This window comes from Streptomyces sp. NBC_01618 (assembly GCF_045209435.1).
In the GTDB taxonomy this organism is placed as follows: domain Bacteria; phylum Actinomycetota; class Actinomycetes; order Streptomycetales; family Streptomycetaceae; genus Streptomyces.
The window spans coordinates 7,704,728-7,730,473 of sequence record NZ_CP109297.1 but is presented as its reverse complement, the minus strand read 5'-3'; the positions used below and the strand labels follow the sequence as shown (position 1 = coordinate 7,730,473).

Below are 25,746 nucleotides of genomic sequence, written 5' to 3'. Positions count from 1 at the left end.
GAGGCACATCATGAAAGCGAAGGAGCCTTGCTCGTCACGGATTCGACGCCATGGCCGCATCGGACCTGCTCACCCCCGCGTCAGCAGTCGGCCACTCGCCCGCACTCATCGAGGAACCTGCTATGACCTCCGCCCGGTACACCGTCAACGACGTCATGACGAAGACCGTCGTCACCGTCACCCCCGACACTGAATTCAAAGAGATCGCTGCCGTCATGGAGCGGTGGAAAGTCACCGCCGTGCCTGTAGTCGAAGGCGGGGGCCACGTCGTCGGCGTCGTCTCCGGAGCCGACCTGCTCCCGAAGGAGGAGTTTCACGAGCACGGGCCCGGCATGATCGACCACATGCGCCGCCTGGGCGACACCGCCAAGGCCGGCTCGGTCCGGGCCGAGGAGTTGATGACGAGCCCCGCCGTCACGATCGAGCCCGGCGCGTCCCTCCCGCAGGCCGCCCGGCTCATGGCCGGCCGGCGTATCAAGCGTCTCCCGGTCGTCGACGCCGATGGCCGCCTCAAGGGCGTCGTCAGTCGCGCCGATCTCCTCAAGATCTTCCTGCGTCCCGACGACGACCTGACCGCCGAGATACGCCGCGAGGTCGTCGACCGGCTGTTCCCCACCTCGCGCCAAAACGTGAAGGTCGGCGTCACCTGGGGTGTGGCCACGCTCACCGGTCGCGTCCGCGATGCCACCCTCATTCCCGTCGCCGCCCACCTCGCTCAATCCGTGGAAGGCGTCGTCAGCGTGGACTGCCGGCTCGAAAGCCAGGCATCCGCCTAGACCTCGAAGGCCCGGCATCCGCCTGGACAGGGAACGGATGTGCCCCTGCCGAGAGCCCGGACAACGAGTGCGTGGACCGTGTGCCTGCCGATGGAAGTCGGAACTCCGGCGTTACCCTGTGACAGGCTTCAGGTGATCGATGACTTCGGTCACGTCGTCGATGTCCTTGATCTCCGCGAGGAGCCGCGGGACATCGGCTTCCGCCATCCGCCCACTGACGTCCACCATGCCGTTGCGCACGGTGACCTCGACGGTGTTTCGCGCAGCCGGGAAGTCTTCGGCGAGGATCCTCGACTCAATCTCTTCGCGAATCCCGGCATCATCGCGTATCAACGCGTTGAGCAGTGCGTTCCTGTGCACGACACCGATCAGGCGACCCTCGTGGTCCGTCACCGGCAAGCGCTTGAGACGCGACAGGGACACGAGCCAGGTGGCTTCGGCGACGGTCGAATCAGGGAACACGGTGACGGCGGGAGTGGTCATCAGCGTCTCGGCGGTCTCGGCACGGGCCTTGTCGTGCAGCCGCCGTTCCCTCAGCCGGCCGATCGGGCCGGGTTCGTATCCGGACGCCTCGACCGCGGCCTTGGCCAGCAGGTCGGACTCCGACACCACACCCATCACCCGGTCGTCGGCGTCGACCACCGGCAGGGACCCGACGTGTTCACGGGTCAGGCTCCGGGCGATGTCCAGGAACGCCATGTCGCCGTGCACCGATGCGACCGGTGCGTCCATGACGTCACGGACCAGCAGAGGCGCGCGTTCGGCACCGGACACGGGCTCTGCGGACTCCTTCACCCGCCCCGATGGAGCCGACTCGGGAGCGGTCGGGCGCCGTGCCGCCGCCTGCTTGGCGGACACCCTGGCCACCGTGCCAAGGTAGCGCAACAGCATGTCCTTCCGCAGTGGTTCGTCGAGCCTCCATGCCTTCCCCGGCACCGCGCGGCGGGCTTCGGCCCCTGCCGCGATGTTCTCGCTGTCAGTCATGGTGGGCTCCTCACTCCGGCCGAGCCGACCTACGTTCCCAGTCTTCCGCTGCTGGGGCCGGCGCCAAGGGCCAGTCGGCCCATGCGGGCTGACGGACGGCCCCGACAGGACAGGAAACGACAGACGGCCACCAGGCGGTGAAACCGGAGGAGGGTGCGAAGGACAGGAGGACTGGCCAACCCACCGTCCCCGCATCGGAGATGCGACTCCAGCCCGGCGACGAACTCTGCATCGTCTCCCACGCAGCAACCGAGCAGGAGATCCATGCCGCTTTCAGCAACGGCCGCAGTCCGAGGACGGGGCCCACGGCTCACAGCCGAACAATCACGAGGTGGTGTGCACGGGCGAACGAGCAGCGGTGCAGGGAAGTGCGATACCTCACTGGGGCCGCTACGAGCCATCGCCCCGTACGGGGTGAGGCGCCACAGCGACTGCGGTGCGGGGACCTGACCGAACACTCACCACTGGGACGTACCCGAGGGCCGTCTCTTCGGGCAGGACCGGAGCGTCGCCACCGGTGGTCACTTCGCGGCGCAAATGGCCTCGACGAAGTGGCCCACCTGCTCCTCCGGTAGGCGACGTGCGAGGTCCGCCTCGCTGATCATGCCGACCAGGCGATGGTTCTCGATGACCGGCAGCCGCCGGATCCTGTGCTCCTCCATGGTCCGCAGAACGTCATCCGTGTCGGCCCCGGCGTCAATGCTGATCGGCTTGCCCTGCTCGAGCATGCCCGCGGTCATGGTCTTCGGGTCCTTGCCCTTGGCGAGGCACTTCACCACGATGTCGCGGTCGGTGATGATCCCGTGGAGCCTGTCGTCCGGCCCGCACACCGGGAGGGCTCCGACGTCCAACTCGCTCATCCGGCGCGCCGCGTCCTCCAGCGTCTCGTTCTCCTGGATGCAGTTTGCACCGGCGTGCATGATCTCCCGTGCAATGGTCATGGCCGTCTCCTTCGAGCCTCAGGATCTACGCGGGGAGAACCCATAGGTTCGGGCACGCCCAGAATCGGTCCTCCTTGAAGCCAGTGTGGATTCTTCGTAGCCCGTACGCATGCCGGCGAAGAGGAGCCACCATTTGAGCCCTCGCTGCGCGAAGGCCGATGGCCAGGTCGCGGCTGCCGCTGTATCGCCTCGATCGTGTGAGCCGCCGGCGGTGACGGTTGGAGCGGACGTAACCGGGGGCCGCCGGCCCCCTCGCAGCGGATCTTCCGGCTTCCAAGACCTCAGGCGCCCTGACCGAGGCCACCGTCGCGTCGCGTTCGTCGCACACCCGTTGTACGGCCCGCACGCACACGCGGTCGTCGGTGTGAGGTATCCCTCGCGTCGGCGGCTCAGGTCAGGGGCAGCCACGTGATCGTCGAGCCACCAGCCGCATTCTCCTCCAGCCATGCGGCCCGGACGGACCTGACGCCGACGTCGGGTGACACCAGGACAGCCTTACCAGGTGTCACCTCGGTAAGCGCGCCGCAGCTCAGTGGTGGGCGCTCAGGGCACCGCCGTTCCACGGTAGCCCCGCCGAGGCGGGAGCCCAGGCAACACCGTGGACGGGGCCCGCGGCCGCGTTTCTGCGGGCTCCTTCTGCACCGGACGACCGGCGAGGGCCGCGACGATGTCGACTGCGGTCAGCACCCCGGCGAGACGCCCGTCTTCCTCCAGCACCGGCAGGGCGTCGGCTTTGGTACAGCTCATGAGGTCGGCTGCGTGGCGTACGGTCTGCTCGACATGTACGCGCGCCGACCTGCGGGCGGGCAGGAGGTCGCCCACGCGCAGGCCGGACAGCGAGGCGGCCGGTGCCGCACAGGCGACCGCCACGTCGGCCCTGTCCAGCAGGCCGGCACAGCGACCGTCCGGATGCACGACCGGAAGGTGACGGGAGCCGGATCGCTCCAGCAACTCCCAGGCCACGAGCGCGGTTTCGTCGACATCGATCGTGACCACAGCGGTGCGCATCACGACGGCGACCGTCCGCGCCAAGACCTCCTGCTCACCGTGGACCGTCACCGGCTGCTGCTCCTCCATGGTCGCCTCCTTCTTGTTTGCGAGCGTCGCCGCGGCGTCACGGGGAGGGCGTCGGCGTCCCTTTCGCCGCGGTGTGGTGGCCGTCCGGCGGCTGTTGCTGTTGGAGTACGTCGAGGACCACGGATCCGTCGACGGTCTCGCGGGTGGTGAGCAGTCCGGCAAGGGTGTCCAGCGCCTCCCGGTGGTCGCGCAGCAGAGCCACCGCGCGTTTCTCGGCCTCCCGCAGCAGGCGGGCGGTCTCCTCGTCGACGATGCGTTGGGTCTGTTCGGAGTAGGGCCGGTGCAGTGTCTCTTCGGTGCTCTCGCCGCCGAGGTAGCGGGGGGCTCCGGAGCCGTATCCGATGGGGCCGAGGGCTGGGGACAGGCCGAACTCGCGGACCATGCGGGCGGCGAGCTGGGTGGCGCCGGCCAGGTCGTCGGCGGCACCGGTCGAGCCCTCGCCGAAGACGACCAGCTCGGCCGCGCGGCCGCCGAGCCGGACGGTCAGCAGGTCGGTCAGATAGCCCTCGCTGTACAGGTGCCGTTCGGCCTCCGGGAGCTGCTCAGTGGCGCCCAGCGAAGGCCCGGAGGGCAGGATGGTGACTTTGGCGACCGGGTCGGCGTGCTCGCACAGGGCCGCCATGAGCGCGTGTCCGGATTCGTGGACGGCCACGGAGTGCCGTTCCTCGGGCAGCAGGGCGTTGGTGGACTCCCTCCGCCCCAGCAGCAGCCGGTCGCGGGCGTCGCCGAGACCCTGGGCGTCGATGACGGCACCCCCTGCCCGGACGGCATTGATGGCGGCCTCGTTGACCAGGTTGGCGAGGTCGGCGCCGGAGAAGCCGGGCGTGGCCCGGGCGACGGTGTCCCAGTCGATGTCCGGTGCCAGGGTCTTGCCGCGGGCGTGGACGGCCAGGATGGCCGCCCGTTCGGCCTGGTTGGGAAGCGGCACGGTCACGTGCCGGTCGAAGCGGCCGGGGCGCAGCAGCGCCGGGTCGAGGGCCTCGGGCCGGTTGGTCGCGGCCAGGACGACGATGCCGCTGGCCTGGTCGAAGCCGTCCATCTCGGCGAGGAGCTGGTTGAGGGTCTGCTCGCGTTCGTCGTTGCCGCCCAGCCGGGCAGCCCCGCCGCGACGGCTGCCGACGGCGTCGATCTCGTCGATGAAGATGATCGAGGGGGCCCGTTTGCGCGCCTCGGCGAACAGGTCGCGCACTCGGGAGGCCCCGACACCGACGAACATCTCCACGAACGCCGAGCCGGTCACCGACAGGAACGGGACCTCCGCCTCACCGGCCACCGCGCGGGCGATGAGGGTCTTACCGGTGCCCGGCGGGCCCACCATGATCACACCACGTGGTCCCTTGGCTCCCGCGACCGCGTAGCGCTCGGGGCTGCGCAGGAAGTCGACGATCTCGCTGATCTCCTGCTTGACGCCCCCGTAGCCCGCGACGTCCTCGAAGCGGGTGGTCGGCCGCTCGGTCTCGATGATCTTGGCGCGGGCCCGCCCGATGGCGCTGAGTCCCCCGCCCAGTGTCCTTGCTGCCTGGCGGCCGGTCCACACGAACAGAGCGACGATGAACAGCAGCGGCAGGAACAGCACCAGCAGTGTCCCGAGGGGGCTGCCGCTGCTGCTCCGGGACGCGGTGATCTCCACGTTCTTGGACTGCAACTGCTGCTCCAGGCGGCTGTTGTCCAAAGCGGTGGGTATCCGCGTGGTGAATTTCTTACCGTCCTTGAGGGTTCCCTTGATGGCGCCCTTGTCGTCGATGTCGACCGTCTTGACCTGACCGACGCTCACCTTGCCGACGAACTCGCTGTACGACAGCGACGCGCCCCCCTGGGGGGAAGGAGCTCGCATCAGCACCACGAGCAGCAAGACCAACGCGGCGACGGGCAGCAGCCAACGAGACCAGGAAGGCCCCGGCGAAGACGCCGGCGGCTTGGGCGCCTCGCGCGGGGGCCCCGGTTTGGCCGAGCGTGACAGATGCCGGCCTGGCAGACGAAGTGATGTGATCACCGGACGGCTCCCTTGGCGGAAGGACGAACCTCGGGCGAGACTGCTCCCGCGATTCGAAGAGGCGTGGATCGCAGGTGGGCGTCCCACTTCCAGGATCAACGTCTTCTCCGCCATCGGCAGGAGTGAACGCACCGAGTCGCGGCCTGGTCACGCGCGGTCCCGACGGGGAAACGGGCGGGCTGGGGCCCGTGCCTGCCTGTGCGTGCCCCGGGGCGGGCAGGCAGGCCGCTGCGCGTTCCGACTGCACGTTCGTCAGGTGAGTGGTCCGTCCCGGCGCCTCCCGCGGACAGCTGCGCGGACGGCGGGGCCGCCGGCGGCCCCGGTACAGGACGGTTCGCTTACGGCTCATCTCGTCGGAGGGTGTGGCGCCGTACGGTGTCCGACATGGACGGCGCGGACGAGAACGTCGAGCACGGCGAGGGCTTCGTTGCCGCACCCTTCAGGGCGCCACGTCGGCCGTGGTGGCTCGGCTCCGTAGCCCTGATGGTGATCGCGGCGGTTGTCGCGGTGTACCGTCGCCACGACCTGGCTGCGGCCTCGCACCTGATCACCGCAGTCCGGCTGCCCCGGCTGGTCCTGGTCGCCGGGTTCGAGGCAGCGTCTCTCGGCGCTCTGATCGCACTGCAGCAGTGGCTGCTGCGGATGGGCGGGGCGCGCTTGCGCCTCAGGGTCGTCGGGACCATCGTGCTGGCGGCCAACGCCGTCGCCGGGGCACTGCCGGGCGGGGCGGCGTTCGCGGCTGCATGGATGTTCACGCAATTGCGGCGCAGGGGTGTCGGACAGGTACTCGCGGGAGCCGTGCTTGCCGTCTCGGGTGTGCTGTCGGTGGCCGCGCTCTTTGCGCTGCTGGTGACCGGTGCGCTGGCGAGCGGCTCCGCGGGGCTCGGCGCGCTGCGGCCCGTGGTGCTCGGGCTCGTGGCGGTCCTCAGCGCGATGGTGGGCGCTGTGGCTGGTCTCTCCCGTTTCGGGCCGGTACGCCGCCGGTTCTGGCGGCTCTGGCGGCGGCTCGGGGTACGTTCCCAGCAGCTGCGGACCATCGAGGACGGCCTACTCGCCCTCGTCCGACACGTCCATGCCGTTCGACCGGGGCTGCGCCCATGGTGGCAGCCCTTCACCCTCGCGCTGCTCAACTGGGGGTGCGACGCGGCCTGCCTCCTCGCCTGCGCGTGGGGGCTGGGCATCGGCATTCCCTGGCGCGGGATCCTCGTGGCATACACGCTCACCCAGATGACGGGCAGCCTGCGGCTGACGCCGGGCGGTATCGGTGTGGTGGAGGCCAGCCTGACAACGTTGCTCGTGCTGTACGGGCTGCGCATCGACCAGGCAATCGCGCTCACGCTGCTCTACCGGATCGTGAGCTACTGGGCGCTGCAACCCATCGGCTGGGCGTGCTGGCTCGGTCTGACCTTCAGCTCGCGACGCGCGGACCACCGCGCCGGACCTGACCGGCACACCGGATGAGAGCGTCGCTGGGTCTCCACGGGGCGCCGCGAGAACCTTGTCCGCCCTGGTTACCCAGGCACCCGACCGACCCTCCTGTCGCCTGGCTCCGGTGGCTCACCGGGGCACGGACCGGTGATCCCAGCGGCCGGTCCGGACGCAGTGCCGGTACCTGTGCCAGGGCGTGGTCGGCGGTGCCGGCATCGTCGAGCAGGAACACGCGGACCGGCCTCTGCGGTGAGAATCCATCTGTGTCGCTCATGATGCCCTCCACGCTGTGGTCCGGCGTGGCGTCCGACCCACCCATCGTGGCGCGCAGCCCGCGGGCGCGTCAGGGGGAACGGCCCCGCGCCCGCGCTTCCGGCGTGTACGGCACAAGCTGGCCAGCCGTTCGGCCCCTCTGTGCGGTAGCAGAAACGTGAGACGGTTGGGAGGTAATCGAAAAGGGGCGCGCGATGCCATTCGGTACGGTCTTCTGGCGTTGGCTGCGCGACCCGCTCAGGCGCGGCTCGGACGTCGCGGAATCCTAACTCGTACTGGCCACAGCGGTGTTGATCGCCGTGGCGGCTCCGTGTGCTGGCCTGGCCGCCGCGCGAGCGGGAGACTTCGGGGCTCACGAGCGAAGTCGGGGGTGGCACAGCGTGTCGGTGGTTCTGACCGAGAATCCGCCGACCGTGGTCGGGATCGATTCCCCGGGTGTGGACGGCGGCAATATCCAGGCACCGGTGCGGTGGACGACGCCCGATGGCACTGTCCGGACAGGAGAGACAGCGGTGCCGACGGGCCTCAAAGCCGGCGGCCGGACCACCGCATGGTTCGACGGGCCCGGCACTTTGCTGCAGCACCGATGCCATTCTCCACGTCGCCGCACGACCTCACCACATCGCCGTGCACGGTGACGCTCACCGTATGCGGGCTCAGCCACCGCACGACGGACATCACCTCGTCGGTCACTTCCTTGCGGATGTCAGCGTCCGGACGGACAAATATCTGCAACAGATCGCGCCGGGTGATGATCCCGACCAGGCAGGCCTCCTTGTCCGGCACCGGCAGCCGCTCGAAACACTGCTCGGTCGTGATCCGGGCCGCCCTGGCGAGGGAATCGTCGGCACAGACGGTGAGCGGCGGGACGGACATCAGCTCGCCCGCGGTAGTGACCCGTTCCGGCCCGGCACCTGCCGAGTGCGTTGCAGATCGGTCACGTAGGCCACTGCCCCGATCACCTGCTCGTCGGCATCCACCACGGGCAGCCCGTTGATGTCGTGCTCGGCCAGCCATCGTTGGGTTTCCTCACGCAGGGTCGCGCGCAGTGCCCTGACGACATCGCCGGTCATCACGCTTCCGACCCTCCGGGGCTTAGTCTCGTGCCCTCCTCCGGATCTCGTGCCCTCTTCCGGACCGCGCGGCTCACGGCAGCCTGCGCAAGTAGGGATCCCAGGCCCGGCGCGGCAGCAGACGTATCCGTGCGTCGACGACGGTGATGCCGTCGGGCCGGGCGACGACCGGGTTGCATTCCGCCTCGGCGAGTTCGGGAAGATCGTCCGCCATGAGTGACAGGCGAGCCAACAGGTCTTCAAGACCGCCGAGATCGACCGGCCCGCCACCTCTGTATCCGGACAGGAGCGGAGCACAGCGCGGTGCGGTGATCAGTTCGTGGACATCGGTGTCGGTGAGCGGGGCGAGTCGCGCCGCGTGGTCGGCGAACAGCTCGCTCGTGGTGCCCCCGAGCCCGAAGAGGACGAGCGCGCCGAAGACCTCGTCCTGGAAGACCCCGGCCAGCAGTTCGGTGCCCCGAGGGGCCATCGGCTGGACGAGGACGCCGGTCATGACCTCGCCGAGGCGGGCGCTCAGATCGCGGTGGGCCGCCCGTACCCGCTCCTCACCGTGAAGGTCGAGGAGCACGGCGCCCTGTTCGCTTTTGTGGACGAGTCCGGGCCACTGCGCTTTGAGCGCCACACCGCCGTCGGGGCCTGCGAGGCGTCCGGCGGCGTCGACCGCCTCCTGCTCTGTGGCGGCACAGGCTTGCGGCAGTTGGGGAATTGCGTAGTGCCCGAGCAGTTCCCCGGTCTGGCGCGCGTCCAGCCAGCCACCCTCCGGCGTCCTCGCGAGGCAGGCGTCGACAAGTGCGCGTGCTCCGCAGGTGTCGACACCGGTCGGCCGCGGCACGCTGCCGTGCGGCCTGGCGAGCCAATGCGCACGTTCCACCGCGTAGGACAGAGCGCGGGCAGCCGACTGCGGTTCGCCGTAGGCGGGAACCGCGCGCCCGTCCGTCGTGGGCAGCAACCGGACCCGCTCGGCCTGGTCGAGCAGGACCGCAACCACGGGACAGCCGGGACGGTGGTGCGGCACCGGGTCCGTCAGGGCGCTGCCCAGTTCGTCGCCGACCGCTGTGGCCAATGCGGTCGGCACCAGGACCACCAGGACAACGTCGACCGCATCGGAACGTGCGAGCTGCTCCACGCATTCGCTCAGTACCGGTGCGCTCACAGCGGGCGTGGTGTCCACGGGGTTGGCGGCACCCGCACCGTCCGGGAGCACGGCGAGCAACGCAGCGGCGAGGTCCACGGGGAGTTCGGGCACGGTCAGCCCGGCGTCCACGCAGGCATCCGCGGTCAGCACACCGGCCCCGCCCGCGTTGGAGAGCACCGCGATGCGGCCGTCCGCGGGCAACGGCTGGGTGTGCAGCAGGGCCGCGGTGTCCAGGAGTTCGCCAAGGGTCCGGGTGGCCGTCACACCAGCCTGGGTGAACAGCGCCCGCCGGGTGATGGTCGAGGTCGCCGCCGCCGCGGTGTGCGAGGCGGCCGCCCGGCGGCCGGCTGCGGAGCGCCCGGCGTCGACCGTCAGCAACGGCATCCGGTGGGCAACACGGCGGGCGGTGCGGGAGAACACCCGGGGGTTACCGAACGACTCCAGGTGCAGCAGGGCCAGGTCGGTCCTGCCGTCGCACTCCCACCACCGCAGCAGGTCGTTGCTGCTCACGTCGCGTTTGTCGCCGAGCGAGACGAAGCTGGAGATGCCGATGCCCAGGCGCGACAGCCCGTCGAGGAGCGCGATGCCAACGCCGCCGGATTGCACAGCGATCCCCGCGGTGCCCGGTGGCGGCCTGCGGACGGCGAACGTCGCGTCCAGGCGGACGGACTCTTCCGTATTGGCGATGCCCAGGCAGTTGGGACCGACCAGCCGCATTCCCCAGCGGCGGCAAGCCGTGGTCAGGTCCGCTGTCCGCCTCGCACCGAGGCCCGATGTCACGACCACCAAGGCCCGTACCCCGGCCCTGCCGCACTGAGCGGCGGTCTCCGGTACGGCGGCGGCCGGAACGGCGAGAACCGCGAGGTCGGGTGGATGAGGGAGAGCACCGATAGAGGTGAAGGCAGGAATGCGCAGTACGGCGTGCGCGTGCGGGTTGACCGCGTACAACAGGCCCGGGAAATGGGCGTCGCGCAGGTTGCGCAGGATGGCCCGTCCGACCGATCCCGGCCGTGTTCCGGCGCCGACCACCGCCACGGAGCGGGGGCGCAGCAGCGGTCGCAGGCTTGCGGTGTCGGCGCTGCGGTCGCGGCTGTCGACAGCCGCCAAGTACCGCTCGTCCGGGGCCAGGCCTATGACGCAGCGCACCGTGCCGCCGTCGAAGTGGCGGGTGACGCGCAGGCCGAGATCGGCGAAGACCTTGAGGACGAGGCGGTTGTCGGTGAGAGCGTCGGCGGTGAAGGCGGTGACACCGTCCGCGCGGGCGGCGTGCACGAGATGCTCCAGCAAGAGGGTGCCCACGCCACGGTGGTGGAAGTCGTCGGCGACCGCCATGGCGAACTCCGCCGAGGCGGGGTCGTCGGCGGTCTCGTAATCGGCCACGCCGACCAGCCGGTCGGCGAAGACTGCGACGAGGGTACGGTGCCCCTCTGCGGGCGCTGCGCAGAGCCGGTCGGCGGCCTGCGCACCGGAGAGCCTGCTCGCTCCGAAGAACCGACTGCGCAGGTTGGCGGCGGACATGTTGTCGTAGAGCCGCAGCACCCACGCGTGGTCCTCCGGCTGGGCGGGGCGTAGCCGCACCGTGCTCCCGTCGGCCAGCAACGCGGAGACCTCGGGGGTAACCGGGACGCCGGGTGTCATCGCAGCACCTCTCACGGATCCGGAGGACAGCAATCCCACAATGGGACGCCGAGCGGCCCGGCCACAGGGGCCTTCCGGGGCCACCCGGGGACCGACCGGCCCCCGGGTGCGGTGGGAGAGGGCTGGCGATGATGCGCACGCCCCGTCGGCTGGGGTGGCGGACCGCTGCTCGTCAAGGGAGGGTGGAAAGCGAAACCACTCGGGAGCAGGCAGGTGGGCGAATGAGTAACAACGCGACGTCCGCTCCGCGGATCGTGGTGGGCGTCGACGGCTCCGAGCCGTCGAAGGCTGCACTTCGGTGGGCGGCCGACCAGGCTGAGCTGATGGATGGTGTGGTCGACGCGATCTTCGCCTGGGAGTTCCCGACAAGCTGGTACGGCCTGGCACCACCCGCGGACACGAAGCCGGCCGACTACCAGGAGCAGGCGCGCAAGCTCCTCGACCGGGTGATCAACGAGGTCCTCGGGCCGGAACAACCGGTCGAGATCCGTCCCCGCTCTGCCCAAGGGCACCCAGCCGCCGTCTTGCTGGATGCCGCCGCCGGGGCACGGCTGCTTGTAGTGGGCAACCGAGGGCACGGCGGATTCGCCGAGGCACTACTCGGCTCGGTCAGCCAGCACTGCGTCCAGCACGCCTCGTGTCCCGTCGTCGTCGTACGCGGTCCCCGCCACCACGAGAAATGAACCCGCCTACCGGAAACCGACGTTGGCGCCGTGGCCTGTCCCCCGTGAGACGCTTCGGTTCACCGACACCGCGGGATCGTGCGTCCGGCGACCATGGGCCGGCATCCCACAGCTGCTGGGGCGTCGGCCGGAGCTGACGGCAAGGTGGACAGCCCACTGCCTCTGACCGGAGTTCGTTCCGTCGTCGCCAGTTCGAAGCAGGATGCCGGAGCGGACGATCCAGCTCATGTAGGCGCCCTCGTTGAGGCCGAGGCCGAGGACGGCCGCGAGGAACGGTGTGATCAGGGTGTTGGTACCGGCCGAGGCCAGCCCTGGCCCGAACGGGATCCCGATCGAGATCCTGGGCAGCAGCACCGAGAGGTAGAACCAGAACAGCAGCTGCACCAACAGCGGCGTTCCGTGGAAGAACCACGAGTACAGCCAGGCCACCTTGGAAAGGACCGGGTTGGGAGAGAGCCGCCCGATCGCGACCACGATCCCGATCACGAGGCCCATCACCATGGCGATGCCGGTGAGTTCGAGGGTGCGGACGACACCGGTGAGAATCGGCTTCGAGAACAGGTACTGCCACACCACCGGCCACTGCAGGCGCTCGTTCGTGACGAGCAGGTGCACGGCCATCGTGGCGAGGACGGCGAGGCTCAGCAGAGCGAGCCAGCGCCCGGGGTGGCGGGCAGGGACGACGGGGTCGTCGTCGTCCCGCCGTGCTGTCCTGGCTTCGCCGACGGACGCGGAGGCGCTCATGACTTCACCCCGTTGACGGGAAAGTTGTCCAGTGTGCCGGCGTCCTGGCCGCACGAGACCTCGACGTTGCCGCATCGTCGGCTCTCGCGCACACTCCGTTCTCGCGCTGTGAGAACGGACTCTGTCGTGCCGTGACGCCCGCGCCCACGCTGCGTTGACCGTCCCCACGCCACGACGACGTGCAGTGATGCCCGTTCGGCGCGGGCTCCACAGCACCGACGAAGAAACGCGGCGGCTGCTCGCTCATGGGCACGGGCCGTCGCGCTCAGGGCGCGCGCCGAGGTGTCCAGGCCCAGACCGCAGGCATCGGACAGCTGCTCGAGGTCGCCGGCCAGGTAGTAGCCCGTGCCGCACCCGACGTCCACCACGGTGCTCTGTTCGGGCACGGCGTCGGCCGCCAGGTGAGCCACGATCCGGCGGATCGGCCCGTACCCGCCGGTGTCCAAGATCTGGGGTCGGGGCCCCATTCCCTCATGCACCACGCCCTGACTCACGCGGTCCCCCGGCCGCACCCGGCCGTCCGTCGCCGGTTCCGGCCGCCGCTCGCGCCAGGCACGGTCCGGAACCCGCGCCGGAGTGGATGATTCAGGAGGCACGGAAGCGAGCAGGCGAGAACCATGGACTCCACTGCGCGAACCATCGCCCCACCGTCCGCACGATCCTTCCGTCCCCGCGGGCACGGACCGGCCGGCAGGAGGCGCGGGCTCCGCCGGTACGCCCTCGTCCCGGTGGCGGTCGTGTCCCTCACCATGGGCGCCGCCGGCTGCAACGACGGCGCCTCCCCGTCGGCCGAACCCGCCGGATCCAGCAGGTCGGCCCGCGACAGCACCGCCCCAGACGCGCCCGTAGCCCCGGGCGAGCCCGCTCCCGCCGGGTCCGCCACCCCGAGCGCATCTGCCGCCACATCCGCCCCGGCCGCCGGCAGCGGTCCGGGGCGCTGCACGACCGAGGCGCTGACCATGAGCCTGAGGCAGGGCGACGCAGGCGCGGGCCAGATCCACTACCGGCTCACGCTGGTGAACAAGTCCTCGCATTCCTGCACCCTGGCCGGCTTCCCCGGGGTCTCCCTGATCAGGCGCGACGGCAGCATGATCGGCGAACCCGCCGAACGGGAGGGCGCCGCGGGCCGGGTCACCGTCATCGGGGCCAAAGACTCAGCCGAAGTCACCCTGCACACCCTCAACCGCGGGATCAAAGGCTCGGAGTGCTGGGAACGGCCCGACTATCTCCGGGTCTACCCGCCCGGTTCCCGCCAGGCCCTGACCCTGCGCACCTCCCAGCCCCTCATCTGCGGCGACCTCTTCAGGACGACAGCGGTGAGCGGCTGACGGATGGCGACCGGCCCGGGGTGGCGTCATCAAGACGCCTTCTCGGCCGCCGCCGGGAAGAAAGACCCGATCGAGGTGAAGCGGGCGACGGACCACCCGGGACACTGCCCGACGGGTCGCGGGCACGACGCCACTGGCCTCCCGCTCCGGGCCAGTGCCCCGGGTCCGCTGTCACCCCGCCAGGCTGTGCGCTGCTCGCCGACGAGGTGCCGGCCACGGACGAGGTGCTGAGCCCCGGGCGCGGTAGTGCGGGGCGGGTGGGACCCCTGGCATCAGGAGCCCCACCGCCGTCCACTACCCACGCAATTTCATGACGGCTCGTCAACTCACTTACAAGTCAAAAGAGTCGATCCGGGACGGCGGCGTGGTACCCGAACAGCACACGGTCTACCTGCACTCAGACGGCATGCCGGGCCTCTTCGGTCACGCGGACGCTCGCGCAACCGGAGGAAGTACTGACACTCCCGGCACCGTGCACGGCAGGTCACTCTCAGGTGAGCGCGGGCCGCGACGGCATCGGGACCCGACTGTCCGACCCTCCGCGACGCGAACCTTCCTGCGCCCCCCGGGTCGGGCTGCGCCCCAGTCTCTTCGCGACGAAAACGGGATCGACTCCGTCCCGGTCTCACTCTGCGGTCCGATTTGACATTAGCTCGCCTTATGGAAGATAAAGAGGATCCTTTGGGTTGAAGTTCACGCAGCGTGACATTCGTGGCGTGGCTACCGACGAACCTCTACGTGAATGAGAAATGCCGTGTCCCAAGCCGCCGCAGTCCCTGACCAGCCGACCGACCCCGCCGAGGACTGGGAGGCGTGGCGCGTCGAGCGGCGGCGCTCCATCACCTCGGCCACCGGGAATCTCGCCCTCGTCGAGACCCGCTGGGTCCCGGCCGGTGAGCGCCCCGATCTCGATGCGGCACGTGCCGGACAGCCAAATTCCGTGACCGTCACCACAGTCGAGCGCACCGACTTCGTCACCGGCCGGCCCGAGTACGGTCTCCGCTTCTGGGACGCCCGGTCCCCCGCGATCCAGAACTTCGATCGCACCGATGTCTTCCCGTACGACCCGGCCTGGGTGCTGGAGGCCTCGTACGCCCAGGTGCCAGGTGCCAGGCGGGTCGGATTCGAGCACATCCGGGACAACGGCGGCACCCGGGATCTCGTCGTGCCGGGAGACATCGAGCTCACCCTGGACGGCCGGGACTACACACTGAGCGCCTTCGACGACGACGGCACCCTGCTGCTCGTCTTCGGTGACCCCACCAACGGCGACATCACCTACGGTGCCGGGCGCTTCCTCTTCGTCACTCACACCGGCGAGGGTCGCGTCCTCCTTGACTTCAACCGTGCCTTCGTGCCGCCCTGCGGATTCTCCGACCAGTACAACTGTCCGATGCCGCCGCGGCAAAACCGTTTGCACCTGTCGGTCGAGGCCGGAGAAAAGCGCCCCGTCTTCCGCGACGGGTTCCCCGCGCAGCACTGATCAACCCCGTACTCCCCCGCCTCGCAGCACGAAAGCGCGTACTCCTCATGAGCATCAAGAAGACCTCCCTGTACGGCGGAGCCACCGCCGCCGCCCTCGCCCTGACCCTCACCGCCTGCGGCGCAGGCTCCCACACGGACGGCGCCGGCACAGGAACGCACGACAAGAACGCCACGATCAACATCGGTTCGCTCTACGAGCCGCAGAACCTCGACAACACCGCGGGCGGCGGCCAGGGCGTCACCGAGGCGCTCAACGGGAACGTCTACGAAGGGCTGTTCAAGCTCACCGACGACGGCAAGGTCGCGAATCTGCTCGCCCAGGACTACAAGGTCAGCGGCGACGGGCTCACGTACACCTTCACCCTGCACGACGGTGTGAAGTTCCACAGCGGTAGGAAGCTCACCAGCCAGGACGTCAAGTACAGCCTGGAGAAGGTGATCGGGAAGGACTCGCAGTCCGCGCGCAAGAGCAATCTCGAGGTCATCAAGTCCATCGAGACGCCCGATGCGCGCACGGTGAAGGTCCAGCTGTCGAAGAAGTCGATCTCCTTCGTCTACAACCTCTCCTACGTCTGGATCATCAACTCCGAGGCGAAGGGCCTCAAGACGGCCGAGGACGGCACCGGCCCGTACCAGCTCAACAAGTGGACTCGCGGTTCCGCTCTCAGCCTCGACCGGTTCGCCGGTTACTGGGGTGACGCCGCCGCCAACAAGCAGGTCGTCTTCCACTACTACAGGGACGCGACCGCTCTGAACAACGCGCTCCTGACCAACGCAGTGGATGTCGTCACGAGCGAGCAGTCGCCCGACGCCCTCGACCAGTTCAAGAGCAACCAGAACTACAAGGTCAACGACGGCAACTCGACGACCAAGCTGCTGCTCGCCTTCAACGACAAGGCCAAGCCCTTCACGGACGTCAAGGTCCGCCAGGCCGTCTCCGCGGCCATCGACGACAAGAAGCTGCTGGAGTCCGTCTGGGGCGGCTACGGCAAGCCCATCGGCTCCATGGTGCCGCCCACCGACCCGTGGTACGAGGACCTCACCGAGGTCAACGCCTATGACACCGCGCGCGCCAAGAAGCTGCTCGCCGAGGCGGGATACGCGAAGGGCTTCTCCTTCACGCTCGACACCCCGAACTACGACCCGCACCCCACAGCGGCGACCTTCATCAAGTCGCAGCTCGCCGAGGTCGGCATCACCGTCGAGATCAACACGATCACGCCGGACGAGTGGTACACGAAGGTCTACAAGAACCACGACTTCACGGCCACGCTTCAGGAACACGTCAACGACCGCGACCTGGTCTGGTACGGCAACCCCGACTTCTACTGGGGCTACGACAACAAGCAGGTCACCGGGTGGGTCGAGGAGGCCGAGCAGGCGTCCACGACCGCTGAGCAGACCGAACTCCTGAAGAAGGTCAACCGCAAGACCGCCGAGGACGCGGCCAGCGACTGGCTGTACCTGTACCCGCAGATCGTCGTGGCCAACAGCAAGCTGTCCGGCTACCCGGTCAACGGTCTGAACTCCCAGTTCTTCGCCTACGACATCAAGAAGGGCTGATGGGCCGGTACCTCCTGCGCCGCCTCGCCTTCCTGTTGGTTTCGCTGGCGCTCGCGAGCGTGGTCCTGTTCGTGCTGCTGCGGATACTGCCGGGCGACCCCGCGAACGCGCTCACCTCGGTGGGCGCCGGCCCCGAGCAGATCGCGGCGGCACGGCACTCCATCGGCTCCGACAGGCCGCTGCCCGAGCAGTTCATCCACTGGATCGGGCAGTTGGCGAGCGGTGACCTCGGTACGTCGTTCGTCAGCTCGCTGCCGGTCGGGCCCGAGATCGGCTCCCGGCTGAACGTCACCATCCCGCTCACACTGGCCGCGTTCGCCTTGGCGGTGCTCATCGCCGTTCCGGTGGGCTTCGTAGCCGCACACCGAGGCCGGACCTGGTACGGCGTCCTGCTCAATGGAGTGTCTCAACTGGGCATCGCCGTGCCCGTGTTCTGGCTCGGCATGATCCTCATAGCCGTCTTCGCCCTGAACGCGGGCTGGCTTCCCGCGGGCGGCTTCCCGCAGGACGGCTGGGCACAGCCGGCCGAGGCGATCCGCTCACTCACCCTGCCCGTCGTCACCATCGCCCTCGTGATGAGCGCCTCGCTGATCCGCTACGTCAGGTCGGCCGCACTCGACGTACTGGGCAGCGACTATCTGCGTACCGCACGAGCCATGGGCTCGTCGTTCGGACGGGCCATGTGGCGGCACGGGCTGCGCAACGCCTCCGTACCGGTGATCTCGATCCTCGGCATCGAGCTGGCGTCAACGCTGCTGGGCGCGGTGGTCGTGGAGTCCGTGTATGCGCTCCCTGGTCTCGGCTCGCTGCTCGCGACCGGCATAGCGCAACACGACTATCCGGTGATCCAGGGCGTGCTGTTCGTCTCCACGCTCGCGGTGCTGATCATCGGCTTCGCGGCCGACTTCACACAGCGGATCATCGATCCGCGGTTGCGCGGCAGGCTCTCGGGAGGTGTCCGATGAAGCAGTCGGCGAAGCGCTCGTACACATTGGCCATCGGATGCGTCCTGGCCGGTCTGATCGCCGTCCTCGCACTGGTCTCGCTCTTCTGGCTTCCGTACGCCGCCGACGACACGTCCGGCGGACGGCTCACAGGCCCCGGTGCGGGCCATCTGCTCGGCACCGACAAGCTCGGCCGCGATCTGTTCACCCAGCTGATGACCGGCTCCCGTATCGCCTTCGAAGCGGGCCTGGGATCGGTCCTCATCGCGGCCGCCCTCGGTGGCGCGTTGGGCGTGCTTGCGGCGTTCGCGCAGGGGTGGCTCGACGATACGCTCTCCGCGTTCCTCGACATCCTGATCGCCTTCCCGACGCTGCTGCTGGCGATGCTCATCGTCGCCGCCCGCTCGGCCACGCTGGGGTCCGCCGTGCTGGCGATCGGCCTCGCTCAGAGCGCGGTCGTGGCACGGCTGGTGCGGATCCTGGTCAAGCGGGTCCTTGCTCAGGACTACATCACGGCCGCGCGCACATCGGGCACGTCATGGGCGCGGATCGTAGCCGGGCACGTACTGCCCAACATCTGGCCGACACTCGTGGTGAACCTGGCCCTCCAGTTCGGGCTCGCGGTACTGGCCGAGGCCGGCCTTTCCTACCTGGGTCTGGGAGCACCGCCGCCCAACGCCTCGTGGGGCCGCATGCTCCAGGAGGCGCAGGCCACCTTCACCACGGCCCCGGCAGGCGCGCTGGCCCCCGGCATCCTTCTCGTCCTGCTCGTCATCGGCGTGAACCTCGTCGCCGACGGACTGCGCGACACCCTCGACCCTGCGACCCGGCAAAGGCGCGCATGAACGTCCTCGACGTAACTGACCTCACGATCCGTGCGGCTGACGGGCGCACCCTGGTCGACAGTCTCTCGCTGACCATGGCACCCGGTGAACGCCTGGGCCTCATCGGTGAGTCGGGCTCCGGGAAGTCGCTGACCACGCTCGCCGTGCTCGGCCTGCTGCCCGACGGCATGACGGCCACCGGCAGCGCCGAGCTCGTCGGCACCCAGATCGTGGGCGCGAGCGAGAAACAGCTCACGGGTGTACGGGGCCGGGACGCCGCCATCGTCTTCCAGGAGCCACTCACCGCACTCGATCCGCTGATGCGCGTCGGCAGGCAGATCGCCGAACCGCTGGCCAGAAGGCGGAGGCTGAAGGGGGCCGAACTGAAGCGGGCTGTCGCAAAGGCGCTGGAGCAAGTGCGGCTGCCCGAGCCCGACCGCATCGCCCGCGCCTTCCCGCACGAAATCTCCGGCGGACAGCGACAACGCATCGCACTCGCCATGGCACTGGCCTGCGACCCGAAGCTGCTCATCGCGGACGAGCCGACCACCGCTCTCGACGTCACCGTGCAGTCCGACATGCTCGACCTGCTCGACACCCTCGTCCAGGAACGGGACATGGCCGTCCTATTCGTCAGCCACGACCTCGCGGTCGTCTCGAAGGTCGCCGATCGTGTCCTGGTCATGAAGGACGGTCGCGCCGTCGAGGAGGGTGACGTCCGCGAGGTCGTACGTACCCCGCGCGAGGAGTACACCAAGGCGCTGGTGGAAAGCGCGCGGCAGCTGGAATCGGCTCTGGATCTGAGGAGTGCGCGATGACGCCGGTACTGGAGCTGAACGGAGCCTCCTTCAGCTACCGAGGACACACCGAGCCCGTCGTCGAGGGCATCTCCCTCGCCGTCGAGACCGGGCAGAGCCTCGCTCTGGTCGGCGAATCGGGCGCCGGCAAGACGACTCTGCTGCGGCTGTTGCTCGGGCTCGCCCGGACAACCGCCGGTACCGTCCGGTTCGACGGCGAGGAGCTGAACCCGCGCGACAGCGAGCAGATGCGGCGATTCAGGCGCAGTGTGCAGTGCGTCTTCCAGGACCCGTACTCGTCTCTGGACCCGCGTCAGCGCGTCGGCAGCATCGTGTCCGAACCACTGCGTTCCCTCGGTATCGACAGCCGAGTCACCGCCGGACCCAAGGTGGCCGACGCCCTGGAGCGGGTCGGACTCCCGGCCGACACGGCGGAGCGCTATCCACACGAGTTCTCCGGCGGCCAACGCCAGCGCATCGCGATTGCCCGCGCGACCGTGTGCGACCCGCGAGTGCTGCTCGCCGACGAGCCTGTCAGTGCACTCGACGTCACCACGCGTGTCAAGGTCGTCGACCTGCTCAACGAGTTGAAGCAGGAGCAGGGCCTGACGCTCGTCATGGTCTCCCACGACTTGTCGGTGGTCGCCTCGTTGTGCGAACGCACCGCTGTTCTGGAGAGCGGTCGCATTGTCGAACAGGGCAGGACTACGCAGGTGCTGGGCGCTCCCGCGCACCCGTACACGCGTCGCCTCGTCGAAAGCGTGCCGCGGCTGCCCGCTTGACCAGTGGGTCCGCGCCCCCGCGCTTCACGCAGCCAACTGCCGATCCGCGTCACCCTCGCAAGAAGCCACCCGCAGTCCGCGTGACTTCGTTTTCTCAAGGATGCAGGGCAGCAGCCCGCTGCCGGACCGGTACGCAAGCAGCACGTCTCCGCTGTTCTCGGCAAACGTCATCGACGGCCGATCCGTGATCAGCGGATAGCCTCGGACGACGAGAAAGTGGATGACGGTTGCGCCCAGCGCGAGCAGCAACAGACCGCCTCCACAGGCCATGCCGATGGCGCAGGTGAGCCAGACGGTGGCGGCTGCGGTCAGCCCGCGCACCGAGTTCCGACGGACGAAGATCAGGCCGGGCTCGCGTGCCCCGCGGGAGGTGCTCACGCGGTGTACCCCAATGTACGGGCCCGCTTCAGACCTGGCGCACCACGGGCACGGAGCCGAAGCCGCGGAGACCGGCGTCCTTGCGGGCCTGGCCCGGTGATGTCCCGGAGTCGAACGGCTAGGAACCAGGCGGGGCCCGGACGGCGCGTCCGGGCCCCGCACCGCGTCGGCATTCCGCTGACGAGAGTGGCTCAGCGTCGCTCTATGCGCGCTGGGCGTTCTCCCGGACGTGGCGCCCCGGCCCCGGACTGTCGCTCTCCGGGACGAACCGGCGTCGCTGCAGCGTGGCCGCATCCGATTGCCAAGGGGTAGCGGGTTCCCCGTCGATGTGGTGTGAGGCATCCAGGACCACGCGCGAGCAAGCTCTTCGGTCCTCACCCGACCGGAGCCACGAATCGCGGGGGCTCCCTCGCTCTCCGTTGGGCTGTCCCCCACACGGAGTTGCGGACCCACGGGCGCCATGAGTCTGTGGAAGTCGTGCTCTGCCAGATCTCGAATTTCAGGAGGAGACATGCGCACTGCGCAGAACGGCGACCTGGCCGACAGGCTGTCCGTGGTGTACACGGTCCACGTCGTCGAGGGCGGTGAGCAGGGCTTTCTGGACGCGTACGAGCGAATAAGGAAGTCCGTCGCCAGCGTCCCCGGACACATCATCGATCGGCTCGGAGAACCCATCGACGACTCCCGGCAGTGGGTGATCGCCAGCGAGTGGGAGACGCCCGAGCACTTCTTCGCCTGGCAACAAGGAGAGGACCACCGAGAACTGCTGGCTCCGCTGCGCAACTGGGTCGACCAGACCCAGTCACTGCGTTACCGGGTCATTCGGGAGACCGTGGGGGTGCCGTCATGACGCACTCCACCACAGGGCCTGTCGCCGTCCTCGGTCTCGGCACGATGGGCACCGGCCTGGCCACTCGCCTTCTCGACCAGGGCGTTCAGGTACGCGTCTGGAACCGCACCGCGGAGCGGGCTGAGCCGCTCGCCCGGGCCGGCGCCGTCGCCGCCGCGCATCCGGCCGATGCCGTCGAGGGTACGAGCGCCGCCATCTGTACCGTGACCGACGGCGAAGCCCTTGCCGCCGTGCTGCACGGACCGGACGGGATCCTGACCGGGGGCTCGTACCCCGGCGCCCTGGTCTGCGCCAGCACGGTCTCCCCCGAAGAGGTCGTCCGCCTCACCGGCGACGCGCACTCCGTTCTGGACGTCGGCATGCTGGGCAACCGGGAGCACGCCCGCAGCGGCGACCTGCGGCTGTTCGTCGGCGGCGAGGAGCGCGTCTTCACCGCGGGGCGGCCGCTGCTCGAACTCCTGGGCAAGGAGGTCGTCCACCTCGGCGAACTCGGTTCCGGCATGCGGATGAAGCTGCTCCTCAACCTGCTGATGGGGATCGAGGTGCAGGCGCTGGCCGAGGCCGTCGAGTTGGCGGCCGCCACCGGACTCGACCGGAAGCTCGTCCTCGGCACGATCGCGGGCAGCGGCTTCGCCTCGCCCGTCATGGCGTTCAAGTCCAAGCGGCTGGCAGCCGGGCGCTTCGACAAGCCCGACTTCCGGCTGAGCCTGATGGCCAAGGACCTCCTGCTCGCCGCGGACCAGGCGGCGGCGGCCGGGCTGCGACTTCCTCTCGTCGCCGCAGCCGCGCAGACCCACGTCCGCGCCACCGACCAGGGGCACGGCGACGAGGACTGCGTCGCCGTCGCCCACGCACTCACACCGAACCCGGGAACTCACACGTGATCATCGACATCCACGGACATCTGTCCCCACCGGAGGCCGCCCGACGCTTCCCCATGCCTCCCAGCCTGACCGACGTCGACGGAATGCTCGCCGCCCGCGCTCAGGCCGGGATCGACCTCACCATCATCGGCAGTCCGGTGGGCGCCGGCGCCATGGCGCGAGTCCCGGGCGTCGACAACTACGCGCAACCGCGTGACCGGCTCCGAAGCTTCCATGCCTGGATGTCGGGGCTGATCTCCTCTTTCCCGGACCAGCTGCGCGGGTACGTGTATGCCAACCCGTTCGGCGACGACGACCACCTGGAAGGGGTCCGGGAGACGCTGGCGGACCCCGCCTTCGTCGGCCTGATCACCACCTCCAGCGTCCACGGCGAACTGCTCGGCTCTCCGCGGGCCGACTCCTTCTTCGCGCTGGCGGCCGAGGCGGGAGTGCCGGTTCTGGTGCACGCCCCGGCCGAACCGATCGGCACGGACCGGGTCGACGACCTCGGCTTCGTCGAGCAGATCGGCAGGTTCGGCGACGTCACCATGGGCATGGCCATGATCGCGTTCGCGGGATGGCTGGACAAGTATCCCGGCCTGCGACTGATCGGTGCGACGGGTGGCGGCGCGCTGGCGCTCCTGCCGGAACGCCTGCAGACGGCGGCGCGTCCCCGGCACTGGGGCGGGGACCCGCCGTCGGCACCGTCCTCCGTACCGGCGGTGGCCGACCCGGCCGGGGCGCTGCAGCGCATGTACGTCGACACCAGCACCTTCAGCCCGGCGCATCTGGGCCTCAACGCGGAGGTGCTGGGGCCGGAGCGGATGCTGTTCGGCACTGACTCGCCGCCGATGTCCGTGCCCCTGGAGGAACTCATGCGCATGATCGAGAAGCTGCCGATCGACAAGGCCTCCCAGCAGCTCATCCTCGGCGGCAACGCCGAGACCCTCTTCGACCTCAGGAGCCGTCCGTGACCACAGTGGACGATCCGGTCGCCGCAGCCGAGCGGTGCACCCCCGAGTTCCGACGGAACCCGCACCCGGTCTACGCGAACCTCAGGGACACGGCACCCGTCTGCCCCATGCGGCCGCCACACGGCATCGATACGTACCTGATCACGCGGTACCAGGACGCGAGGGCGGCCCTGACGGATCCGAGGCTGAGCAAGGACATGTACGGGGCCATGGATGCCTACCGAAGGATCTTCGGTGACTCGTCCGTGGCTCTGGACGATCACATGCTCAATTCCGACCCGCCCAAGCACACCCGGCTGCGCAAGTTCGTCGGCTCCACGTTCACCCCGCGTCGCGTGGAGTCGTTGCGGCCGCAGATCCAGGACATCGTCGAGACGCTGCTGGACGGCTGCGCAACCCGGGAACCGGTGGACTTGTTGTCCGCGTTCGCATTCCCGCTGCCGATCATCGTGATCTGTGAACTGCTCGGTGTGCCGCCGGACGAACGGTCGGTGCTGCAAGGCCTGTCCACCACCGTGGCGCACACAGGCTTCAGCAAGGAATCCAAGCAGGCCCAGCAGAAGGCCGAGGAGGACCTGCACACGTACTTCGCGGATCTCCTTGCGCGCAAGCGCAGCCGCCCGGGAGAGGACCTGCTCAGCGCGCTCATCGCAGCCCGGGACGAAAACGGCGGGCTCACCGAGCAGGAGCTGGTCTCGACGGCGTTTCTGCTGATGTTCGCGGGTCACAAGACGACCGCCTACCTCATCGGTAACGCGGTCCACCATCTCCTCACCCACCCTGTGCAGCTTCGTGCCGTGCGGGAGAACCCGGAGCTGATCGGGCAGGCGGTGGAAGAGCTGCTGCGTTACGACGGCTCGGTGGAGAGCGCGACGTTCCGTTTCGCGACCGAGGACGTACAGATCGCCGGGGCGCTGATTCCGAAGGGATCCCTGGTTCAGATCGCGCTCAGTTCGGCCAACCGCGACCCACGGAAATTCGACGCGCCGGACGAGTTCGATGTGACGCGGCCGACGAATGCGCAAAGTGCCCATCTGGGGTTCGGGCACGGCATCCACTACTGCCTGGGAGCACCTCTGGCCAGACTGGAGACACAACTCGCTCTCACCGGTCTGTTCGGCCGTTTCCCGAAGGTGGCTCCGGCCGATCCCGCGCGTGAGGCCCCCTGGATGGAGTTTCCGTTCCCGGCCTTCCGCGGCCTCGCGGAGCTGCCCGTTGTGCTGGAGCCTGCCGTGCCGTGACCGACAGCGGGAGAACGTCGTCCCCGGCGTCCGGGCCACTCCGGACGCCGGGGACGGCCAGGACGTCGCAGGCATCCTTCGGAACACGGGTGGCCCTGACGGCCGATCGGTTACGCCGCCGCAGGTGGCCTGCGCGCAGCGTAGGCTCCTGCGCGCGCTGCCAGCAGCATCACACCGCCCGTGAAGATCAGTCCGGCCTGGCGCAGCCCGAGCCACGTGGCCATGGTGCCGACTCCGACCACCGGAACCGAGATCCCGGCGTAGGCTGCGTTTCTCCAGTGCGGCCCGCAGTTTCGGGTTGCCGCCGTAGACCTCGGCCCCGGCTACCCAGGAGGCGTGGTGCCCGGCGTCCAGGAACCGTTCGACCATCGTGGTGGCCAGTTCCGGCTTGGTCGCGAAGTCCCTGAGACGGCAACCTGGGCGTTCTCGATCCGGCCCCAGGGACGCGGTGAGCGAGCCGTGCGGGCGCCGCAGGGCAGGTTCTTGGCCTGCGAGTCCGCTTCGCGGGATCCCGATTCCGGCCATGACCGCCTTGAAGGCCGGCGCGTCACCGGTCTGGCCCAGGGTCACGTGGATGGACGGAGGCGGTGCCCGGCTGTCACTGGCCAGGTGGACCTTCGTGCTCAAGTCACCGCGGAAGCGACCATGTGCGTGATCCTCGGGCTCGGACCGGCCGGGCGGCCCCATTTCCTGACTCCGGTCGAATGCTGGTGAGCCCGGCAGACGGTGCAGTCCACGTCGTCGTCGGCATCCGCCACTGCAAGGAAAGCCGCGAAGATCCGTTCCCATGTGCCGTCCACGGCCCACCTGATCAGGCGTTTGTGCGCGGCCTGAAAGGGCCCGAGCTCTTCAGGCAGGCCGCGCCAGGGCGAGCAGGTGCGGCACTTCCACGCGAGAGCTTTCAGGGTCCGGCGGTGGTCGGCCCACCGTAGTCCGCGCCCTGTCGGCCAATCTCCAACGAACCCGGGGCTG

Annotated in this window: 24 protein-coding genes and 1 pseudogene; 14 read left to right on the top strand and 11 right to left on the bottom strand. The window is 69.3% G+C overall.

The window, feature by feature from the left end:
- Nucleotides 1–122: 122 nt before the first annotated feature.
- Entirely contained in the window at nt 123–776 is a 654-nt protein-coding gene (locus OH735_RS36015; protein WP_406386889.1) for a CBS domain-containing protein, read from the top strand.
- 111 nt (nt 777–887) lie between these two features.
- Here the strand turns inward: OH735_RS36015 and OH735_RS36010 are convergent, their stop codons facing one another.
- The 4 genes from OH735_RS36010 to ftsH form a co-directional block, all read right to left on the bottom strand.
- On the bottom strand, nt 888–1,760 hold the full coding sequence (locus OH735_RS36010; protein WP_406385892.1) for a CBS domain-containing protein: 873 nt from the start codon (nt 1,758–1,760) through the stop codon (nt 888–890).
- A 521-nt stretch (nt 1,761–2,281) separates the two neighbouring features.
- Nucleotides 2,282–2,701 (bottom strand): CBS domain-containing protein, encoded by a 420-nt coding sequence (locus tag OH735_RS36005; RefSeq protein ID WP_406385891.1) that lies wholly within the window; start codon nt 2,699–2,701, stop codon nt 2,282–2,284.
- A gap of 543 nt (nt 2,702–3,244) precedes the next feature.
- Nucleotides 3,245–3,778 carry an HPP family protein gene (locus OH735_RS36000; RefSeq protein ID WP_406385889.1) on the bottom strand — a complete coding sequence of 178 codons (534 nt, stop codon included), beginning with the start codon at nt 3,776–3,778 and terminating at the stop codon, nt 3,245–3,247.
- A 37-nt stretch (nt 3,779–3,815) separates the two neighbouring features.
- The gene (gene ftsH, locus OH735_RS35995) at nt 3,816–5,771 is read right to left on the bottom strand and encodes an ATP-dependent zinc metalloprotease FtsH (RefSeq protein WP_406385887.1); all 1,956 of its coding nucleotides are present in this window, start codon (nt 5,769–5,771) and stop codon (nt 3,816–3,818) included.
- 384 nt (nt 5,772–6,155) lie between these two features.
- On the opposite strand from ftsH, the gene OH735_RS35990 reads away from it, so the two are divergent.
- Entirely contained in the window at nt 6,156–7,232 is a 1,077-nt protein-coding gene (locus tag OH735_RS35990; RefSeq protein ID WP_406385885.1) for a YbhN family protein, read from the top strand.
- A gap of 765 nt (nt 7,233–7,997) precedes the next feature.
- Here the strand turns inward: OH735_RS35990 and OH735_RS35985 are convergent.
- The 3 genes from OH735_RS35985 to OH735_RS35975 form a co-directional block, all read right to left on the bottom strand.
- Nucleotides 7,998–8,348 carry a CBS domain-containing protein gene (locus tag OH735_RS35985; protein WP_406385884.1) on the bottom strand — a complete coding sequence of 117 codons (351 nt, stop codon included), beginning with the start codon at nt 8,346–8,348 and terminating at the stop codon, nt 7,998–8,000.
- Nucleotides 8,348–8,545, bottom strand: coding sequence for a hypothetical protein (locus tag OH735_RS35980; protein WP_406385883.1), 198 nt, complete (start codon nt 8,543–8,545; stop codon nt 8,348–8,350). The genes OH735_RS35985 and OH735_RS35980 overlap by 1 nt, the downstream gene beginning before the upstream one ends.
- Before the next feature lie 73 nt (nt 8,546–8,618).
- A complete protein-coding gene (locus OH735_RS35975) occupies nt 8,619–11,318 on the bottom strand; it encodes a GNAT family N-acetyltransferase (RefSeq protein ID WP_406385882.1) in 2,700 nt (899 codons plus the stop codon).
- Nucleotides 11,319–11,539: 221 nt separating this feature from the next.
- Between OH735_RS35975 and OH735_RS35970 the strand changes: the two genes are divergently transcribed.
- Nucleotides 11,540–12,001, top strand: a complete 462-nt coding sequence (locus OH735_RS35970) for a universal stress protein (protein WP_406385881.1) — start codon at nt 11,540–11,542, stop codon at nt 11,999–12,001.
- Nucleotides 12,002–12,007: 6 nt separating this feature from the next.
- On the opposite strand, the gene OH735_RS35965 is transcribed toward OH735_RS35970, so the two are convergent.
- Together OH735_RS35965 and OH735_RS35960 are read right to left on the bottom strand one after the other, a co-directional pair.
- Nucleotides 12,008–12,745, bottom strand: a complete 738-nt coding sequence (locus OH735_RS35965) for an ABC transporter permease subunit (protein WP_406385879.1) — start codon at nt 12,743–12,745, stop codon at nt 12,008–12,010.
- Nucleotides 12,742–13,212, bottom strand: coding sequence for a hypothetical protein (locus tag OH735_RS35960; RefSeq protein ID WP_406385877.1), 471 nt, complete (start codon nt 13,210–13,212; stop codon nt 12,742–12,744). Before OH735_RS35960 ends, OH735_RS35965 begins: the two co-directional genes overlap by 4 nt.
- 261 nt (nt 13,213–13,473) lie before the next feature.
- On the opposite strand from OH735_RS35960, the gene OH735_RS35955 reads away from it, so the two are divergent.
- From OH735_RS35955 to OH735_RS35925, 7 genes are all read left to right on the top strand, one after another.
- Nucleotides 13,474–14,073 carry a DUF4232 domain-containing protein gene (locus OH735_RS35955; RefSeq protein ID WP_406385876.1) on the top strand — a complete coding sequence of 200 codons (600 nt, stop codon included), beginning with the start codon at nt 13,474–13,476 and terminating at the stop codon, nt 14,071–14,073.
- A gap of 742 nt (nt 14,074–14,815) precedes the next feature.
- A complete protein-coding gene (locus OH735_RS35950; RefSeq protein WP_406385875.1) occupies nt 14,816–15,556 on the top strand; it encodes a DUF1684 domain-containing protein in 741 nt (246 codons plus the stop codon).
- A gap of 47 nt (nt 15,557–15,603) precedes the next feature.
- Complete coding sequence (locus tag OH735_RS35945; protein ID WP_406385873.1) at nt 15,604–17,121, top strand: ABC transporter substrate-binding protein; 1,518 nt, start codon at nt 15,604–15,606, stop codon at nt 17,119–17,121.
- On the top strand, nt 17,121–18,086 hold the full coding sequence (locus OH735_RS35940; RefSeq protein ID WP_406385871.1) for an ABC transporter permease: 966 nt from the start codon (nt 17,121–17,123) through the stop codon (nt 18,084–18,086). The genes OH735_RS35945 and OH735_RS35940 overlap by 1 nt, the downstream gene beginning before the upstream one ends.
- Nucleotides 18,083–18,910: an ABC transporter permease gene (locus OH735_RS35935; protein ID WP_406385869.1), complete on the top strand. Its 828-nt coding sequence runs from the start codon at nt 18,083–18,085 to the stop codon at nt 18,908–18,910. Before OH735_RS35940 ends, OH735_RS35935 begins: the two co-directional genes overlap by 4 nt.
- Nucleotides 18,907–19,707: an ATP-binding cassette domain-containing protein gene (locus tag OH735_RS35930; RefSeq protein ID WP_406385867.1), complete on the top strand. Its 801-nt coding sequence runs from the start codon at nt 18,907–18,909 to the stop codon at nt 19,705–19,707. The genes OH735_RS35935 and OH735_RS35930 overlap by 4 nt, the downstream gene beginning before the upstream one ends.
- A complete protein-coding gene (locus OH735_RS35925; RefSeq protein ID WP_406385865.1) occupies nt 19,704–20,468 on the top strand; it encodes an ABC transporter ATP-binding protein in 765 nt (254 codons plus the stop codon). Before OH735_RS35930 ends, OH735_RS35925 begins: the two co-directional genes overlap by 4 nt.
- Before the next feature lie 24 nt (nt 20,469–20,492).
- Here OH735_RS35925 and OH735_RS35920 read toward each other — a convergent pair whose 3' ends face one another.
- Complete coding sequence (locus tag OH735_RS35920) at nt 20,493–20,846, bottom strand: MgtC/SapB family protein (protein WP_406385863.1); 354 nt, start codon at nt 20,844–20,846, stop codon at nt 20,493–20,495.
- 511 nt (nt 20,847–21,357) lie between these two features.
- On the opposite strand from OH735_RS35920, the gene OH735_RS35915 reads away from it, so the two are divergent.
- Genes OH735_RS35915 through OH735_RS35900 form a run of 4 tightly spaced genes read left to right on the top strand, consistent with a single transcriptional unit; the run spans nt 21,358 to nt 24,774 of the window.
- Nucleotides 21,358–21,696, top strand: coding sequence for an antibiotic biosynthesis monooxygenase family protein (locus tag OH735_RS35915; RefSeq protein ID WP_406385861.1), 339 nt, complete (start codon nt 21,358–21,360; stop codon nt 21,694–21,696).
- Nucleotides 21,693–22,580 carry an NAD(P)-dependent oxidoreductase gene (locus tag OH735_RS35910; protein WP_406385859.1) on the top strand — a complete coding sequence of 296 codons (888 nt, stop codon included), beginning with the start codon at nt 21,693–21,695 and terminating at the stop codon, nt 22,578–22,580. The genes OH735_RS35915 and OH735_RS35910 overlap by 4 nt, the downstream gene beginning before the upstream one ends.
- Nucleotides 22,577–23,533 (top strand): amidohydrolase family protein, encoded by a 957-nt coding sequence (locus tag OH735_RS35905; protein ID WP_406385858.1) that lies wholly within the window; start codon nt 22,577–22,579, stop codon nt 23,531–23,533. Before OH735_RS35910 ends, OH735_RS35905 begins: the two co-directional genes overlap by 4 nt.
- Nucleotides 23,530–24,774, top strand: a complete 1,245-nt coding sequence (locus OH735_RS35900) for a cytochrome P450 (protein ID WP_406385856.1) — start codon at nt 23,530–23,532, stop codon at nt 24,772–24,774. The genes OH735_RS35905 and OH735_RS35900 overlap by 4 nt, the downstream gene beginning before the upstream one ends.
- Before the next feature lie 472 nt (nt 24,775–25,246).
- Here the strand turns inward: OH735_RS35900 and OH735_RS35895 are convergent.
- Nucleotides 25,247–25,712: pseudogene (locus OH735_RS35895) on the bottom strand (transposase); the annotation flags it as partial.
- Nucleotides 25,713–25,746 lie beyond the last annotated feature (34 nt).